Genomic DNA, 14,828 nt, shown 5'->3' with positions numbered 1-14,828 from the left:
CGTGGGTGCCGCAGTGAACCTAGCAAGCTTAGATTGACCATGGCAACTATTGACCCATGACAATTTTCTGCCGAGGCGGGAGCAATGGCGGTGGAATACGAATATTGGGAACAACCGGATCTACCGGATGCTTCCCGCCCGGAGCGGAGATGTCGGGTCAGAAACGCGACGATGGGGCGGCATCATCAGATGCCGCCCCATCGATCAGTCCTCGCAACAGCCGCGCAGCGGCCAATTCCGTTCAGCCGCGCAGCGGCCGCCCCACCTCGTGCAGGTGACCGAGCGCCTGCCGGTACGACTCGACCAGTCCGGTCTCGGCGTACGGGATGCCCTGCTCGACGCAGAAGGCGTGCACGATCGGCTGGGCCCGGCGCAGGTTGGCGCGGGGCATGTTCGGGAAGAGGTGGTGCTCGATCTGGTAGTTGAGACCGCCGAGCGTGGTGTCCACCAGTACGCTGCCGCGCACGTTGCGGGAGGTCAGCACCTGCTTACGCAGGAAGTCCAGCTCGTCCTCGGCGGTCGGCATCGGCATGCCCTTGTGGTTCGGCGCGAACGCGCAGCCCATGTAGAGGCCCCACAGCGCCTGGTGCACGACGGCGAAGAGCAGCGCCTTGACCGGGGACATGACCGCCAACAGCAGCGCCACGTAAGCGGCGGTGTGCGCGACGAGCAACGCCGCCTCGGCCGCCCGGTGCCGCATCGGGACGGTGTACTTGCCGTTCTCCCGACCGACGATCGCCCGGATGCTCGCCACGTGCAGGTTCAGGCCCTCGAGCAGGAGCATCGGGAAGAAGAAGTACGCCTGCCGCTGAGCCATCCAACGGCCGAACCCCCGGGTCTCCAACGCCTGCTCGGGCGTCCACACCAGGGCGCCCGCGCCGACGTCCGGGTCCTCGTCCTCGTGGTTCGGGTTGGCGTGGTGCCGGTTGTGCTTGTCGACCCACCAGCCGTAGCTGAGCCCCACCGCCGCGTTGCCGGCGAGCAGCCCCACCAACTCGCTGGGGCCACGCCGACGGAACATCTGGCGGTGCCCTGCGTCGTGACCGAGGAACGCGACCTGGGTGGTGGCCACCGCCATCAAAGCCGCGAGCGGAAGCTGCCACCAGGAGTCGCCGAGCAGGAACACTGCCACCCAGCCGGCCACGAAGGCACCGAAGGTGAACGCGATGCGGGTGACATACCAGCCGGGACGCCGCTCCAGCAGGCCCGCCTGGCTGATCCGTCGGGACAACTGTGCGTAGTCACTACCTCGCCGTCGTACCGGCGGTTCCGCCACCGCTCCGAGCGCCATCGCTGCTCCCGTTCCGCTTGCGCCCGTACCAGGATGGTTCGGGCTTAATGTCAAGTCTCCCAATCGCGGTAGCGCTGAGTAACCCCGACAACCCCCGAATCGGGGGTAGGGAGAGCCCTACCCCCGCTGGTGCGGCTCAACCCAGTCGGGCCACCGTGGCGCGCAGTCGGGCCAGGTCACGTCGACGCCGCTCGTAGGTGGCGGCGAGCCCGACCAGCGCCAGCCCGCCGACCCCCAGATAGATCCACCGGGGCAGCAGGTCCCACCCCCGGGCCAGCTCGTGCAGCGCCAACAGCGTCAGCACCCCACCCCCGAGCAGCACCGGCGCCTGCCAGCGGCGGGTCGCGCCGGCCAGCACCGTGCCGGTCGCCGCCGCGCCGAGGAGCAGCCGCCGCCACGGCTGTGGGTCCGCCCCGGCCAGCACCGACACGAGGCTGGGCAGCAACGCCGCGACCAGCCCCGGGCCGAGAGCCGGCCAGCTGGTCAACCCCGGTCGGGTGCGCAGCGCCAGCAGACCCGCACCGACGGCGAGCGCCGCGGCCGGCAGTGTGTACGCCTCCAGCACTGTCACCCCACCGGCGGCCAGCAGCACCCAGGCTCCGAGCAACTCGCTGCCGGCGGCGATCCCGGCGAACGCCCACCGCCGACCGGCCGGTTCGCCCCGGCGCAGCAGCCGCAGCGCCACGGCGACACCCCAGAGCACACAGACGGTGGCGAGGTGCCGTGCCACCCCGACGGTGAGCACCGCCGCCACCAGCGCGACGGCCTGCGCGGTGGCGTCCAGCACCCGTCCCAGCCGGGCCCGCTCCGGGGTGACCGCCGCGGCGGCCAGCACCAACGCGGCCACCGCCAGCAGTGGGTACGCGGCAGCCCGCAACGGCAGCCCACCGGCGAGCGGGGCGGTCACCGCCAACGCGGACGCCGCACCCACGGCGGCGAGACAACCGGCGACCCGTACCGCGAAGCTGCGCGCCCCGACGGTGACCGCGACCGCCGCCACCAGCAGCGCCCCCTCGGCCGCGAGCGTCCCGGCCCGGGTGGCCAGTAGACCGAGCACCCCGGAGGCCACCAGCACCACGCCCACCGGCACGGCGACCGGTGCGAGCTCCGGACGGGCCGCGGCCAGCGCGGTGAACAGCAGCGCGCCCAGGCCGGCGAGCAGGACGGCGGCCGGCAGCACCGGCCACGGCGCGCCGACCGCCATGAGCAGCACCGGCAGCGCCGCCGCGACGAACGGCAGCGCGGGCGGCACCGGCAGGCCGACCCGCCGACCGGCCAGCGCCCCGGCCAGCGCCAGCACGACCAGCGCGAACCCGACCGGGAGCACCGTCGGGTCGGCGCCGATAGTGGGGACCCCCGACCACACCCGGTCCCGGCCGCCGTCGGGCGACACGAGCGCGGTCAGCACCGTCGGCAGGGCCGCCAGGACGGCGACCACCGCCAACGTTCCGCCGGACGCCAGCAACAGCGCCGACCGGGCCGGCTCGCGCTCGTCGGCCGTCGGCCGGTCTCCGAGGGCCGCCCGACCCGAGGCGCTCGCCGACGGCAGCCAGCAGACGCCCAGCGCGGCCAGCGCCGCGTACAGCGCGAGCGGCTCGTCACCCGCGCCGACCAGCGGCGCGAGGCCGGGCACGGCCACCGCCGCGACGGCACCGGTCACCGCGTACCCGATCAGCTCCACCCGGTGACGGCGGGCCGCGAGCGCCGTGACCAACGACAGCCCGGCGGCGGCCAGCGCGAGCCGGGCCTGCCACCAGGACGGCCCGCCCGCGGCGAACACCGCCACCGCGGCGATCCCGGGCAGCGCGAGCTGCCCGACCAGCAGACCCACACCGGCCACCTCCCGGTACGCGCCGGCCCCCCGTCGGACGGCGAGCGCCAGCCCGACCACGGCGAGCACGCCGAGCGCCACCAGGGCACCGGTCGGGGTGGCCAGGGCGACCAGCAGCCCGTGCCCGAGCAGGACGGCACCACCCAGCGCACGGGTGCGCAGGGCGACCGATGGGGTGCTCGGGCGAGCCAGCACGGCGAGCAGCAACGCGACCCCGCCGACCAGGTCGATGGCCACCATCTGAGGCCAGGAGGCCGTCCAGCCGGCGGGCACGGCGAACAGCACCGCCACCGCGCCGGTCGTGCCGAGCACCGTCCGCGTGTTCCGAGGGAGCAGCAGCACCGTCGCGCCGATCGCCAGCGCCACAGCAGGTGCCAGCTGCCAACCCCAGCGCAGGTCCGGCCCCGTCCCAGCCCCGCCCCAGGGCGGCAGCGACCGGCCGACGGCGGCCAGCGCCAGCCCGATGGTGATCAACACGGTGACCTGCGCCGTGCCCGCCGCGACGAACAGCGCACCCGCCCGCGGACCCGTCCGCCAACCGCCGCCACCGTCCAGCGCCGCCCCGGCCGCCGCCGGCAGGAGCCGCACGGCGGCGGCCATGCCCAGCGCCACGGTCGCCGCCGCGAGCAGCAGCAGGGACGGCCGCAGCTCCGCCACCGGACGCAGCAGGGCGGCGGCGAGCACCGGCACCAGCAGCCCGGCCGCGACCGCCCGCAGCGCCCGCCCCCCGACGAACCAGGCCGCGCCGAACCCGGTCAGCGCGACCAGCAACAGCGGCACCCCGGCCAGCAGTGGCGAGCCCCCCGCCCGCCCACTGACCAACGGCACCACCGCGCACGCCGAGGCGCCAACCAGCGCGGCGACGTGACCCGCGCCGGCAAGGACACGGCCGACGAGCTGCGCCGCCCCCTCCCGGCCACGCAGCACGGTCAGCACGGCCAGGTTCAACGACGCCACCCCGAGCAGGACCAACGCCCACCCCGCCGCACCCAGCCCGGCCTCGGCGGCGAGCAGCGGCAACGCCGGCTGGGCGGCCACCAGGGCGGCGAACCACGGCCCCGTCAACCCGCTCCACCGGCCGTACGCCACGGCGACCGCCGCGCTGGCCCCCCCGACCAGCGCGGCGTACCGGCTGCCCGGCCAGCCGGTCACGCCAGCCAGGTCCACCGACCAGGCCGCGTAACCGTCCAGCACCACCAGCAGCAACCCCACCGCGGCGAACGTCTCCGCGGTACCGCGCAGCCCTCGGCGGACCGCCAGCAGCGGTACACCCAGAGCGAGAGCGGTGAACACGGCCAGGATCAACGCCCGCCCCGCGACCCCCACCGCCGCCCAGGCGACCGCTGTGAACACCACCGCCGCGGTCCCCAGCAGGAGTCCACCGAGGACGAAGAGCAGACCCTGGACCGTCCGGGTCGAGGTCTCCGCCGCACCCGGCCGCGAATCCGTCGCGACCCCGGGACCCGGGCCGATTGACGGCGGCGGGCCAGCGAGAGGCGCCGGGTGCGCCACGACCGAGGCCGCCAACCCGGCGCGGACGACCGCCGCCAGTTCGGCCCGCCGCCCGGACACTGTCGACAGCCGTCCGGCCAACTCGGTGTACGTGCGGCGAGCCCGCTCCACCTGCGGCTCAAGCTCGGCGACCTCCCGGCTCAGCCGAACCACCTCAGCGGCGATCGGGTCGGGGGCGCGTCGGCAGCCGGAGCAACCGGCGCTCAGATCGGCCGGTGCACCGCAGGCGGGGCAGGGGTAACGGGTGTCGTCCACCCGGTCATCATCGACAACCGAGCGGGGTGCGACCCAGAGTGCGCGTACTCAGGATCGGGTGTGCTCGTACACCCAGGTGGCGTAGTCGGGGTTGCCGCTCTCCACCCTGGACACCAGGATCTCCGGCACCTCGTACGGGTGGCTGACCCGGATCTGGTCCAGCAACGCGGTGAGCCGATCCGGTGCGGTCTTGAACTGCACCGACCACTCGGTGCTCGTCTCCATCCCGGACCGCCACCAGTAGGTGCTGTCCACCTGACCACCCACCTGGGCGCAGGCGGCGAGCCTGCCGGCGACGGCCGCAGCCGCCAGCACGTCGGCGACCGAACGCGCATCCACCACCGTTGTCACCACGCAGATCTCGTCCACGCCCGCACCCTACGCGGACATCTACCGATTAGCGGCGATCCAGGCATCAATCTGTGCCCACCAATCGAAGAGCCAGTCGATGCGTTGCTGCCGTCCGGTCGGTACGTCCTCCGGCGGCACGGACCAGAACCGCATCACGATCCGCTTGTCCATCGGCAGTTCACGCCACACGTCGGCGACGGTGAGCATCCGGTCCAGTCCGGTGTGGGCGACGAAGATGACCCCGGCGTCCGGTGCGGCGTCCAGCGCGGCGAGCATCCCACCGGGCTGCGGGGCTAGCACGTGGCGCATCCGCTCGGCGCGCAGGGCCATCCGTTCCAGGCCGAGGGAGCGCAGCCGGGCGATGGCGCGCAGCCGTCGGCGGGGGGTGAAGTTACCACCCTCGGGGAAGATCACGAACGCGTCGTTGTCGTCCAGGCCGGTGGCGAGGTGTCCGACCTGGCGTACCGTCTCCTCGCCGCGCTCCGGGGTCGGCGCGATGAACCGGTTAGGCAGCCGGTTGAGCAGCACGTCGATCGCCGGATCCCACTGGAGGCTGTCCTTGAGGACGATCCGAGGCTCGCGGTGGAACCAGTTGACCAGCCCGTGAATCAGGATGAACGAGTCGCCGGGCCCGGCGTGCCGGCAGAGCACCAGCTCGGGCCGGCCGGGCAGCGCCGTGTCCGGGTCGGTGCCCACCACGTCGATGCGTAACCGCAGAGTCCAATGTGCCTGCCAGAACAGCACCCGCAGGAACCAGCCGGCCAGCACATAGTGCGCGCGCTGGAAGGCCGGCGACCGGGTCCGCCAGCCGAAGCCGGAGACGACCCAGAGCAGGAAGAGCGCGAGCAGCGCGGCGGCGTCCCAGACCAGGTAGAAGCAGCCGATCCAGAGCAGTCGCAGCGGGCGCAACCGGCCCGGGACCAACGGGGACGCGGCCACGGCGAGCAGCGCCCAGACCGGCAACGTGGTGACCACGAGGAAGGCGAGCAGCACGACCGCGGGGGCGAACAGCAGCCGACGCAGCCACCGGGGAGGCAGCGGCATCACTGCTCCAGGTGGGTGGCGAGGTAGCGACGGGAGGCGGTGTACGCGCGGCTGATCCGCCGTCCCACCGCCGCCATGTCCCGGTACGCCCACGGCGTGTCGTCGCGTGGGTTGAGCCCGCCGGTCGGCAGCACGTGCACCTCCACCCCCTCGGGTAGCGCCGCCATCTCCCGGAAGAAGCGGTGCCGGCGGGAGATCTCGAACGCGACCTGCGCGATCTCCCACGGCCGACGGGGCGGGGTCAGCTCCCGTTCGATCCGACCCACCTGAAGGACGTAGATCCGGCGGGCGCCGACGGCCACGGCCTCGCCGATCGGGATGGAGTTGACGATCCCGCCGTCCACGTAGTGCGCGCCGTCGATCTCCATTGGCGGCAGCAGGCCCGGCACCGAGGCCGACGCCATCACCGCCGGCACCACCGGACCGGTGTCGAACCAGTGCTCGGCGGCCCGCTCGATGTGGGCGGCGCAGCACCGGAACGGCACCCGCAGGTCGGCGAAGGTGGTGTCCACCCCCAGCTCGCTTTCCAACAGGCGGCGCAGCGGCCGGGGTGAGTGCAGGTGGGTGCGGGCGGCGAAGCGGCGCAGCTGCCGGGCCACCGAGTCGCCGTACACCTCGCTGGCCTCCGGTGAGGCCCAGAGCCGGACCAGCCGGTCGGTCACCGCCTCGGACGGGTCGGCGGCGACCAGCGCGCCGTTCACCGCTCCGATCGAGGTGCCGAGCACCATGTCGGGTTGGATGCCGGCGCGGAACAGGGCCCGCAACATGCCTACCTCGACCGCGCCCAGCACTCCCCCGCCGCCGAGCACGAACGCCACCGGTCCCCCCGCCATGTCTCTCATCCTGGCACGGGCCCGCCGCCGACCGGTGAGCCGGCGTCGGCCGGCGGTCAGCGCACGGCACGCACCGTCCGCCGACGGCCGGCGCCGACGGCGTTGACAGGCCGGACGCATTCGCGCAACCTGATACCGCTCCCACCCCTGAGGCAGGTGCGATCCGTGAAGGCAGCGCTGCATCCGGGCCGATTGCTGGCTCGCAGATACCGACTTCTGGACCAGATCGGCGCCGGTGGCATGTCGGTCATCTGGCGTGCCCGGGACGAGGTACTGGACCGGGTGGTCGCGCTGAAGGTGCTCGCCCCGTCACTGGCCGCCGACGCGCGGTTCCGGGGCATGGTGCGCGAGGAGGCACGGGCCGCCGCCCAGCTGGTGCACCCGCACCTGACCTCCGTGCACGACTACGGCGAGACTGTCGACCCGGACGGCTCGATCACCTCGTTCGTGGTCATGGAGCTGCTCAGCGGCGAGGAGTTGAAGCTGCGGCTCACCGAGGGGCCGTTGCCGTGGACCGAGGCGGTGCAGGTGGGCGCCCAGGTAGCGGACGCGCTGGCCGCCGCGCACCGGCTCGGCATCGTGCACCGGGACATCACCCCGGCCAACGTGATGATGACGGGGACGGGCGTCAAGGTGCTCGACTTCGGCATCGCCACCCGGATCGGCGCGCCCGACGAGGACGAGGACGGCGAGACCTTCGGCACCCCGGCGTACGTCGCCCCGGAACGCCTCGACGGCGCGCCGGCCCAACCGTCCACTGACGTCTATTCGCTCGGCGTGCTGCTGCACGAGGCGCTCACCGGCCGGGTCCCGTATCCGGCGGACACCTGGGAGCAGCTCAGCGCCGCGCTGGCCAGTGGTCCGCCGCCGACGCTGGCCGACCTACCGGACCTGCCCGCACCGGTGGCCGAGATCTGCCTGCGCAGCCTCGCCCGGAACCCTGCCGATCGTCCGACCGCCCGGCAGGTCGCCACCGCGCTCCGCGACCACGCGCTGCCCGCCGAGCCTCCGACCGCGACCATCCGGGTGCCCACCCAGCCTCTGCCACCGCAGTCGCCCGCCGTCGCGACGGCGAGCGTCCCGGCGGCGGCGCGGCTGGATGGCGGCACCTCGGACGGCGGGGCCTCCTCCGGCGTGGGCGGGCCGGCGACCGGGTCGGGCTGGTCGCGGCGGCGGCTGGTGTTGCTGCTGGTGCTGGCCGTCGGGGTGACAGTGGCCGGCGTGGCCCTGCTGCCCGAACAGCAGCCGACCCGCCGGGCGCAGCCCTCCGCCGGGCCGGCGACGACACCGTCGACCGACCCGCCCGCTCCCGGGTCGTCCGCGCCGATCACGTCGACCCCGCCGGCCACGGCGCCGTCGACGAAGCCGACCACCGGGGCGCCCACCTCGAACCCGGGCACCCTGACCGCTGTCGCGAACCGGGTCGACGGGTTGATCGGCGCCGGGCTGAGCGCCGGGGAGATCCGCGACGACGTGGCCCTCGACCTGCGCAACGAGCTGCGCAACCTGACCGTGGCTGTCAGCTCCGGCCGCGAAGAGCTGGCGCCGCCGGTGGCCCGGCTGCGCACCAAGGTCGCCGTCCGCCTCGGTGAGGGTGGCATCAGCCCGGCGTACGCCTCTCGGCTCGACGCCGCCATCGCCGAGCTGGGCGCGACCGGGGCCTGACCCGGCGGCACCGGTGGGTCAGCGCACCGGCACCCGGGCCGGTTCACGGACGTCGTGCCGGCCGAGCGCGAAGCGCCGATAGACCTCCGCGTAGCCGCTCGCCATCCGCTCGACCGAGAAGTTCCGCGCGACGTGCGCCACGCAGTCCTCCGGGTCGAGTCGCTCCGCCGCGAGCAACGCCGCGGGCAGCTCCTCCGACCGCTCGACGACGAGCCCGGTCAGCCCCGGCCGAACCAGCTCCGGCACCGCACCCCGGTTGAGGGCGACCACCGGCGTGCCGGTGGCCATCGCCTCCAGCATCACCATGCCGAACGGCTCGTCCCACTGGATTGGCATGATCAGGCAGCGGGCGTCGACAAGCATCCGCAGCGTCGTCGCGCGGTCCGCGTTGAGCACGACTGTCACGTCCTCGTCGACCATCGGCGCGACGACCTGCTCGTAGTAGCGGCGCTCGGCCGGCTCGTTGCACTTGCCGGCCAGCAGCAGGGGCACACCGGCCGCCCGGCACGCCCGGATGGCGGTGTCCGGGCCCTTGTCCGGGCTGAACCGGGCCAGCCACAGCACCGGCCCCGCGCCGGGCGTGTGCTTGCGCGGGAAGCCCCGGATGTCCAGCGCGTTGTGCACTGTGCCGGCCCAGGGCAGGTCCGGGTTCAGCCGGCGCTGGGCGTGCGAGATGGCCACCAGAGCGACGCCCGCGTCGATGTCGCTCAGCACGTCGCCGTACTCCCCGACGGGGTTGCCGTGCACTGTCGCGACCGTCGGCACGGCCCGGCGGCCGGCGACCAGCGGACCGATGGTGGTGTGGTCGTGGATCACGTCGAAGTCGGCAGCGCTGATCAGCCGATTCACCCGGGCCAGGTGGGCCAGCTCGGGCAGTGACTCGCCGAGCCGCTCGTACTGGACCTCGGCGACTGTGGAGACGAACCCGTCGGCCGCCGTGCCGTGGTCACCGCCCGCGCCGAACAGGGTCACCGAGTGCCCCTGCCGGCAGAGCGCGTCCACCAGTGCGGCGACGACCTGTTCGAGGCCGCCGTAGCCGGGTGGCGGTACTGACAACCACGGCGGAACCACCATCGCGATGCGCAGCGACCGCTCCTCGGGGCGGCCCGCAGGCGGGTGGTTCACGGCCACGAGTCCTCCCCGTTGCTCCCCGGTGCGGCGGCACCGCCGGTCGGCGGCGGGTTCCCGGTGGCGGCACAGGTAAACCGGACATGGCGGACGATCACCCGCCCACCAGAAGTTGGTCGTGGACCACCCGCACCCCGGGCGCGGACCATGCCACCCGCTCGACCTGGTCGCGTTCCCACCAGGAACGGACCACCCCGGCGAGGACCAGCGTGTCGCCGTCCACCTCGACGGTCACCCGCTCGCCGCCGAGCGTGCGCACCAGCGCCCGCTGGACGTCCCGCCGCAGCTGCTCGGCGGCCGGTGGCGCCGCGGGTCGTACCTCGATCAGGTTGGTGATCCCCCGTACGCCGTCGAGCCGGCGCACCTCGCCCTCGGCGGCCCGCCGCTGCCACCCGAACTCGACCTCACCGCGCAGCATCAGCCAGCCGTTGGCCACTGTCACGTCCAGCCGTTCGGCGGGCACGAAGCTGTCCCACTCCAGGGCGCGGGTGGCGGCGTTGGCGACCTCGGCGTCGGTACGCCCCGGAGTGCCGGGCAGCCGCACCTCCATCTCGTCGGCCACCGCCCGTACGCCGCGAACCCGCTGTGCGCACCGGGTCGCGGCCCAACCGCGAGCGGCACCGTCCACGAATCCGGTCAGGGTGACCACGCCCTGGTCGACTGTCACCCCGATCTCGTTCGGTTGCAGCCGGACGTCCCAGGCCAGCTCGGCCAGGACGTCGCGTTGGATCCGCTGGTCGTCGCGGACACCCACCACCTCGGTCATGGCACCCCACCCCCGGTTCCGGTCGTCGCCCTCCGAACCTGCCGGGCGGACGGGTGACGGCGGTTCACCCGATCCGGGTGAACCGCCGTCCGGGCGGAAAGAAGCGGCGGGTGACGGAGCCGACCCCCTCGGCCCCGCCACCCGCCGCCGGAGGGAGGAAGCAGGTTCAGATAGCTGGTTAGGACGTCTCGGCGAGCGTCACGGTCTCCGTCTTCTCGACACCGTTGCGCTTGAACTGCACCTCGACCCGGTCGCCGACCTTGCCGGCCTGCACCGCGCCGACCAGGTCGTCCGAGTCGTTGATGGGCTTGTCGCCGAACCGGGTGACGACGTCGCCGCGCTGGAGGCCGGCCTTCTCCGCCGGGCTGCCCGGGGTGACCGACGCGACGAGCGCGCCGCCGCCCTCGGCCTGGTTGACGCCGACGCCGAGCGACGGGTGGCTGACCTTCTCGCCACGCTGGAGCTTGCCCGCGACGTCCTTGGCCTTGTTGCTGGGGATGGCGAACCCGACACCGATGTTGCCGGTGCTCTGCCCGGAGGTCGCGATGGCGGTGTTGACGCCGATCACCTCGCCCCGGGTGTTGACCAGGGCGCCGCCGGAGTTGCCGGGGTTGATCGGGGCGTCCGTCTGGAGCAGGCCAGAGATCGAGCTGACCGCCTGGCTCTGCTGCTGGGTCGGGTCCTGCGGCTGACCCTCGCCGGCCCGGATGGTGCGGTCCCGGGCGCTGAGGATGCCCGAGGTCACCGAACCCTGGAGACCGAGCGGGCTGCCCAGGGCGAGCACCTGGTCACCGACCTGCATGGCGTCGCTGTCGCCGAACTTGGCCGGCTTGAGGTCGCTCACCCCGCTGGCCTTCACCACGGCCAGGTCGGTCTTCGGGTCGGTGCCGATGATCTTCGCGTCGGCGGTCTTGCCGTCGGCGAAGACCACCCGCACGGCGTCGCCGGCGGCGGACGCGACCACGTGGTTGTTGGTCAGCACGTACCCGTCGGCGCTGAGCACCACCCCGGAGCCCTCACCGCTGTCGGTGGTGATCGAGACGACGCTGTCCTGCACCGCCGCGGCGATCTTCGGCAGGTCGGCGCCATTGATCACGGGAGCCGCGGAGTAGGTGCGGGTGATGCCACCGCCGTCGCCGTCGAGGGCGAGCGCGAGCGCCCCACCGGCCACGCCGGAACCGAGCATCAGGGCGAACACCGCGACGCCGGCACCGGCGAACTTGGCGATTCGACCCGGCCGGGGGCCGCTGCCGGGCGGCGCGACCTGCGGGCCCCACGGCGGGACTGGCTGGCCCGGGTGGTGCGGGTGCTGTCCGGGGTGCTGGGCGTGCTGCCCGGGGTGCTGCTGGTGCTGGGCGTACGGCATGCCCGGCTGGCCCCCGCCGGCCCAGCCGGACTGCTGGCCCGGGTACCAGGGTGCACCGGGGTAGTGGCCGGCGGCCGGCTGTGGGTAGCCGGGCTGACCGGGCGCCGGGTGACCGGAGACCGGGTACGGCGGCGCGGACGCAGCGGCGGCCGGGCGCTCGTAGCCGGTCGACGGCTCGTACCCGGTGGGCTGAGCGGCGGCCGGCGGGCCGGCGGGCGGCGCGGTGGAGCCGGCGTACCCGGCGGGCGCGGCGGCCGGGGTGACGGCGGTGGTGTCGGCGTCACCGGTGGTGGAGGCGACCGTCGGCTCACCGCCGGTCGAGACGACCGGTACGGGAGTGGTCGGGGAGTCGGACTGCACGCGCTCGTCGCGCGGCAGCTCGGCGGTGGGGTGCGACGGCTCGGCGTCGGTGGGGGCCGGCCGGCGCTGCGGGTCGGACTCGAACTCGGTCATGGCACTACCTTCTCCCTCCGCACTGCAATCAACCTGGAACCGTCCTGGAAGTTGGCTGAAAGTCACTCGCCCGCTCCATCGATCTGCGGCAGCAGCGGCAGCCGAACCCGGAAGGTGGCCCCACCGCCGGGCGTCTCGGCCACCTGGACCGAGCCGTGGTGGGCGGCGACCAGCGCCGCAACGATGGCCAGGCCGAGGCCGGTGCCGGTGTTGCCGTCGGCCCGACGGGTACGGGCCGCGTCGGCCCGGTAGAACCGCTCGAAGACGCGTTCCGCCTGCTCGGCCGAGAGGCCGGGGCCGGTGTCGGCCACCTCCACGACGGCGAAGCCATCTGGTTCGGCGCGCAGCCGTACCCAAATCTCGGCCTCCGGTGGGGTGTGGGTGAGCGCGTTGGTGACCAGGTTGCCGATCACCTGCCGCAGCCGCGCGTCGTCGGCGGAGACGACGAGCGGGCCCGATTCGGGTTCGATCTCCAGCTCGATCCGCCGGTCCGGTGCCATCGCCCGCGCGGCCTGCACCGCGTCGGAGGCGAGCACCGGCAACTCCACCGGGGTCAGCGAGAGCGGCCGTTCCATGTCCAACCGGGCGAGCAGCAGCAGGTCCTCCACCAGCAGCCCCATCCGGGCGGCCTCGTCCTCGATCCGGCGCAACAGGCCTGCTGTCTGTTCCGGCGCACGGGCGGCACCCTGCCGGTACAGCTCGGCGAAGCCACGGATGGTGGTGAGCGGGGTCCGCAGCTCGTGGGAGGCGTCGGCGACGAACTGCCGCATCCGCTCCTCGGAGCGGATGGCCCGCGCCTCGGACGCCTGAGCGGCGGCGGCGGCGTCCCGGGCGGCGCTCTCCGCCCACCGGGCCGACGTCTCCGACGCGGCTCGGGCGGTGAACGCCGCCTCGATCTGGGTGAGCATCGCGTTCAATGCGCGCGACAGCCGGCCCAGCTCCGAGGTTGGCTCGGCCTGGCCCTCCTCCGGGTCGGGCACCCGGCGGGTCAGGTCACCGCCGGCGATCGCGGCGGCGGTCTGTTCGATCTCGACGAGGGGCTTGAGGCTGGTCCGGACGATCGCCGCGCCCACCGAGGCCAGCATGATCAGCACTGCGCCACCGACCAGGAGGTCTATCCAGACGAGCTGCTTCACTGCCCGGTCCACGTCGGTCAGCGGCTGACCCACGGCCAGCACCGAGCCGTCCGGCTGCGGGGCGTAGTACACCCGCCACCGGGTGTAGCCGTTGTGCGACAGGACGGTCTGCGGCTCGCCCTCCTCCGCCTCGAAACCTGCGCGGCTGGTGGGGAACGCGGGCAGTTGGTCGGGGTCGTAGCTGAGGTCGTCGTATTTGGGCTGGTACACCCGCTGCTCGTCGGCCACGATCACGACGTAGTCGCTGGGCAGCATCGCGCCGACCTCGCCGCTGCGCAGCTTCGGGAGCAGTTGGCCGAGGCCCTGGGCTGTCGACCGGACCTGCCCGTCGACCTGGCCCTCCAGGTAGTTGCGGAGGAAGTACGCGGTCAGCGAGCTGATCACCAGGAGCGCGACGGCGACCAGCGCGAGCACCGAGGTGACCAGCTTCACCCGCAGCGGAACGCTGCGCACCCGTCCCTTCGCCTGCTGGACCGCGTTCACGCCGCCGGCTTGCGCAGGACGTACCCGACGCCGCGAAGAGTGTGGATCAGCCGGGGTTGGGTGGTGTCGACCTTGCGCCGCAGGTACGAGATGTAGGACTCGACGATGTTGTCGTCGCCCCGGAAGTCGTAGTTCCAGACGTGGTCGAGGATCTGCGCCTTGGACAGCACCCGGTTGGCGTTGAGCATCAGGTACCGCAGGAGCTTGAACTCGGTCGGCGAGAGCTGCACCCGCTGGCCGGCCCGGTGCACCTCGTGGGTCTCCTCGTCCAACTCCAGGTCGGCGAAGGTGAGCCGGGACGGTGCCTGCTCGCCGGTAGTGGTGCGGCGCAGCACGGCGCGGATCCGGGCGGTCAGCTCCTCCAGGCTGAACGGCTTCGTGACGTAGTCGTCGCCACCCAGGGTCAGCCCACGGATCTTGTCGTCGGTGGCGTCCCGGGCGGTCAGGAACACCACAGGGGTACGCGTGCCGCCCTCGCGGAGCATCCGGATGACCTCGAAGCCGTCCAGGTCGGGGAGCATCACGTCGAGCACCACCAGGTCGGGCCGGTGGTCCTTGGCGGCGTTGAGCGCCGCGCTTCCACTTGTCGCGGTCGCCACGTCGAAGCCCGCGAACCGCAGGCTCGCGGAGAGCAGTTCGAGGATGTTGGGGTCGTCCTCGACGACAAGCAGTCGCGCCTCGGTCTGGGTAGCGGGCATGCGCCCATCATCGGTG

At 73.5% G+C, this 14,828-nt stretch carries 11 protein-coding genes; 1 reads left to right on the top strand and 10 read right to left on the bottom strand.

Annotated features, from left to right (window positions below; genetic code table 11):
* Positions 1-241: 241 nt before the first annotated feature.
* The 5 genes from ACLJOK_RS30775 to ACLJOK_RS30755 form a co-directional block, all read right to left on the bottom strand.
* Positions 242-1,291: a fatty acid desaturase family protein gene (locus ACLJOK_RS30775; protein WP_410822000.1), complete on the bottom strand. Its 1,050-nt coding sequence runs from the start codon at positions 1,289-1,291 to the stop codon at positions 242-244.
* Positions 1,292-1,427: 136 nt separating this feature from the next.
* On the bottom strand, positions 1,428-4,889 hold the full coding sequence (locus tag ACLJOK_RS30770) for an SCO7613 C-terminal domain-containing membrane protein (protein WP_410821999.1): 3,462 nt from the start codon (positions 4,887-4,889) through the stop codon (positions 1,428-1,430).
* 48 nt (positions 4,890-4,937) lie between these two features.
* Entirely contained in the window at positions 4,938-5,258 is a 321-nt protein-coding gene (cutA, locus tag ACLJOK_RS30765) for a divalent-cation tolerance protein CutA (protein ID WP_091406014.1), read from the bottom strand.
* Positions 5,259-5,279: 21 nt separating this feature from the next.
* Positions 5,280-6,284 (bottom strand): 1-acyl-sn-glycerol-3-phosphate acyltransferase, encoded by a 1,005-nt coding sequence (locus ACLJOK_RS30760; RefSeq protein WP_410821998.1) that lies wholly within the window; start codon positions 6,282-6,284, stop codon positions 5,280-5,282.
* Positions 6,284-7,117 (bottom strand): patatin-like phospholipase family protein, encoded by an 834-nt coding sequence (locus ACLJOK_RS30755; protein WP_410821997.1) that lies wholly within the window; start codon positions 7,115-7,117, stop codon positions 6,284-6,286. Before ACLJOK_RS30755 ends, ACLJOK_RS30760 begins: the two co-directional genes overlap by 1 nt.
* Before the next feature lie 165 nt (positions 7,118-7,282).
* Between ACLJOK_RS30755 and ACLJOK_RS30750 the strand changes: the two genes are divergently transcribed.
* Positions 7,283-8,782: a protein kinase domain-containing protein gene (locus ACLJOK_RS30750; protein ID WP_410821996.1), complete on the top strand. Its 1,500-nt coding sequence runs from the start codon at positions 7,283-7,285 to the stop codon at positions 8,780-8,782.
* Between the two features lie 18 nt (positions 8,783-8,800).
* Here the strand turns inward: ACLJOK_RS30750 and ACLJOK_RS30745 are convergent, their stop codons facing one another.
* The 5 genes from ACLJOK_RS30745 to ACLJOK_RS30725 form a co-directional block, all read right to left on the bottom strand.
* Complete coding sequence (locus ACLJOK_RS30745) at positions 8,801-9,856, bottom strand: glycosyltransferase family 4 protein (RefSeq protein WP_410822222.1); 1,056 nt, start codon at positions 9,854-9,856, stop codon at positions 8,801-8,803.
* 148 nt (positions 9,857-10,004) lie between these two features.
* Positions 10,005-10,676, bottom strand: coding sequence for a BON domain-containing protein (locus ACLJOK_RS30740; protein WP_410821995.1), 672 nt, complete (start codon positions 10,674-10,676; stop codon positions 10,005-10,007).
* Between the two features lie 178 nt (positions 10,677-10,854).
* Positions 10,855-12,495, bottom strand: a complete 1,641-nt coding sequence (locus tag ACLJOK_RS30735) for a trypsin-like peptidase domain-containing protein (RefSeq protein ID WP_410821994.1) — start codon at positions 12,493-12,495, stop codon at positions 10,855-10,857.
* A 62-nt stretch (positions 12,496-12,557) separates the two neighbouring features.
* Positions 12,558-14,114: a sensor histidine kinase gene (locus tag ACLJOK_RS30730; RefSeq protein WP_410821993.1), complete on the bottom strand. Its 1,557-nt coding sequence runs from the start codon at positions 14,112-14,114 to the stop codon at positions 12,558-12,560.
* A complete protein-coding gene (locus ACLJOK_RS30725; RefSeq protein ID WP_030336721.1) occupies positions 14,111-14,812 on the bottom strand; it encodes a response regulator transcription factor in 702 nt (233 codons plus the stop codon). The genes ACLJOK_RS30730 and ACLJOK_RS30725 overlap by 4 nt, the downstream gene beginning before the upstream one ends.
* Positions 14,813-14,828 lie beyond the last annotated feature (16 nt).

The organism is Micromonospora sp. 050-3 (assembly GCF_046549335.1).
Classification (GTDB): domain Bacteria; phylum Actinomycetota; class Actinomycetes; order Mycobacteriales; family Micromonosporaceae; genus Micromonospora; species Micromonospora trifolii.
This window is presented reverse-complemented; position numbering and strand designations above follow the sequence as displayed.

Excerpts from the sequence above, each read along its gene's own strand:
- ACLJOK_RS30775 (WP_410822000.1), bottom strand. The coding sequence starts at position 1,291 with ATGGCGCTCGGAGCGGTGGCGGAACCGCCGGTACGACGGCGAGGTAGT.
- ACLJOK_RS30760 (WP_410821998.1), bottom strand. The coding sequence starts at position 6,284 with ATGCCGCTGCCTCCCCGGTGGCTGCGTCGGCTGCTGTTCGCCCCCGCG.
- ACLJOK_RS30755 (WP_410821997.1), bottom strand. The coding sequence starts at position 7,117 with ATGGCGGGGGGACCGGTGGCGTTCGTGCTCGGCGGCGGGGGAGTGCTG.
- ACLJOK_RS30745 (WP_410822222.1), bottom strand. The coding sequence starts at position 9,856 with ATGGTGGTTCCGCCGTGGTTGTCAGTACCGCCACCCGGCTACGGCGGC.
- ACLJOK_RS30740 (WP_410821995.1), bottom strand. The coding sequence starts at position 10,676 with ATGACCGAGGTGGTGGGTGTCCGCGACGACCAGCGGATCCAACGCGAC.
- ACLJOK_RS30735 (WP_410821994.1), bottom strand. The coding sequence starts at position 12,495 with ATGACCGAGTTCGAGTCCGACCCGCAGCGCCGGCCGGCCCCCACCGAC.
- ACLJOK_RS30725 (WP_030336721.1), bottom strand. The coding sequence starts at position 14,812 with ATGCCCGCTACCCAGACCGAGGCGCGACTGCTTGTCGTCGAGGACGAC.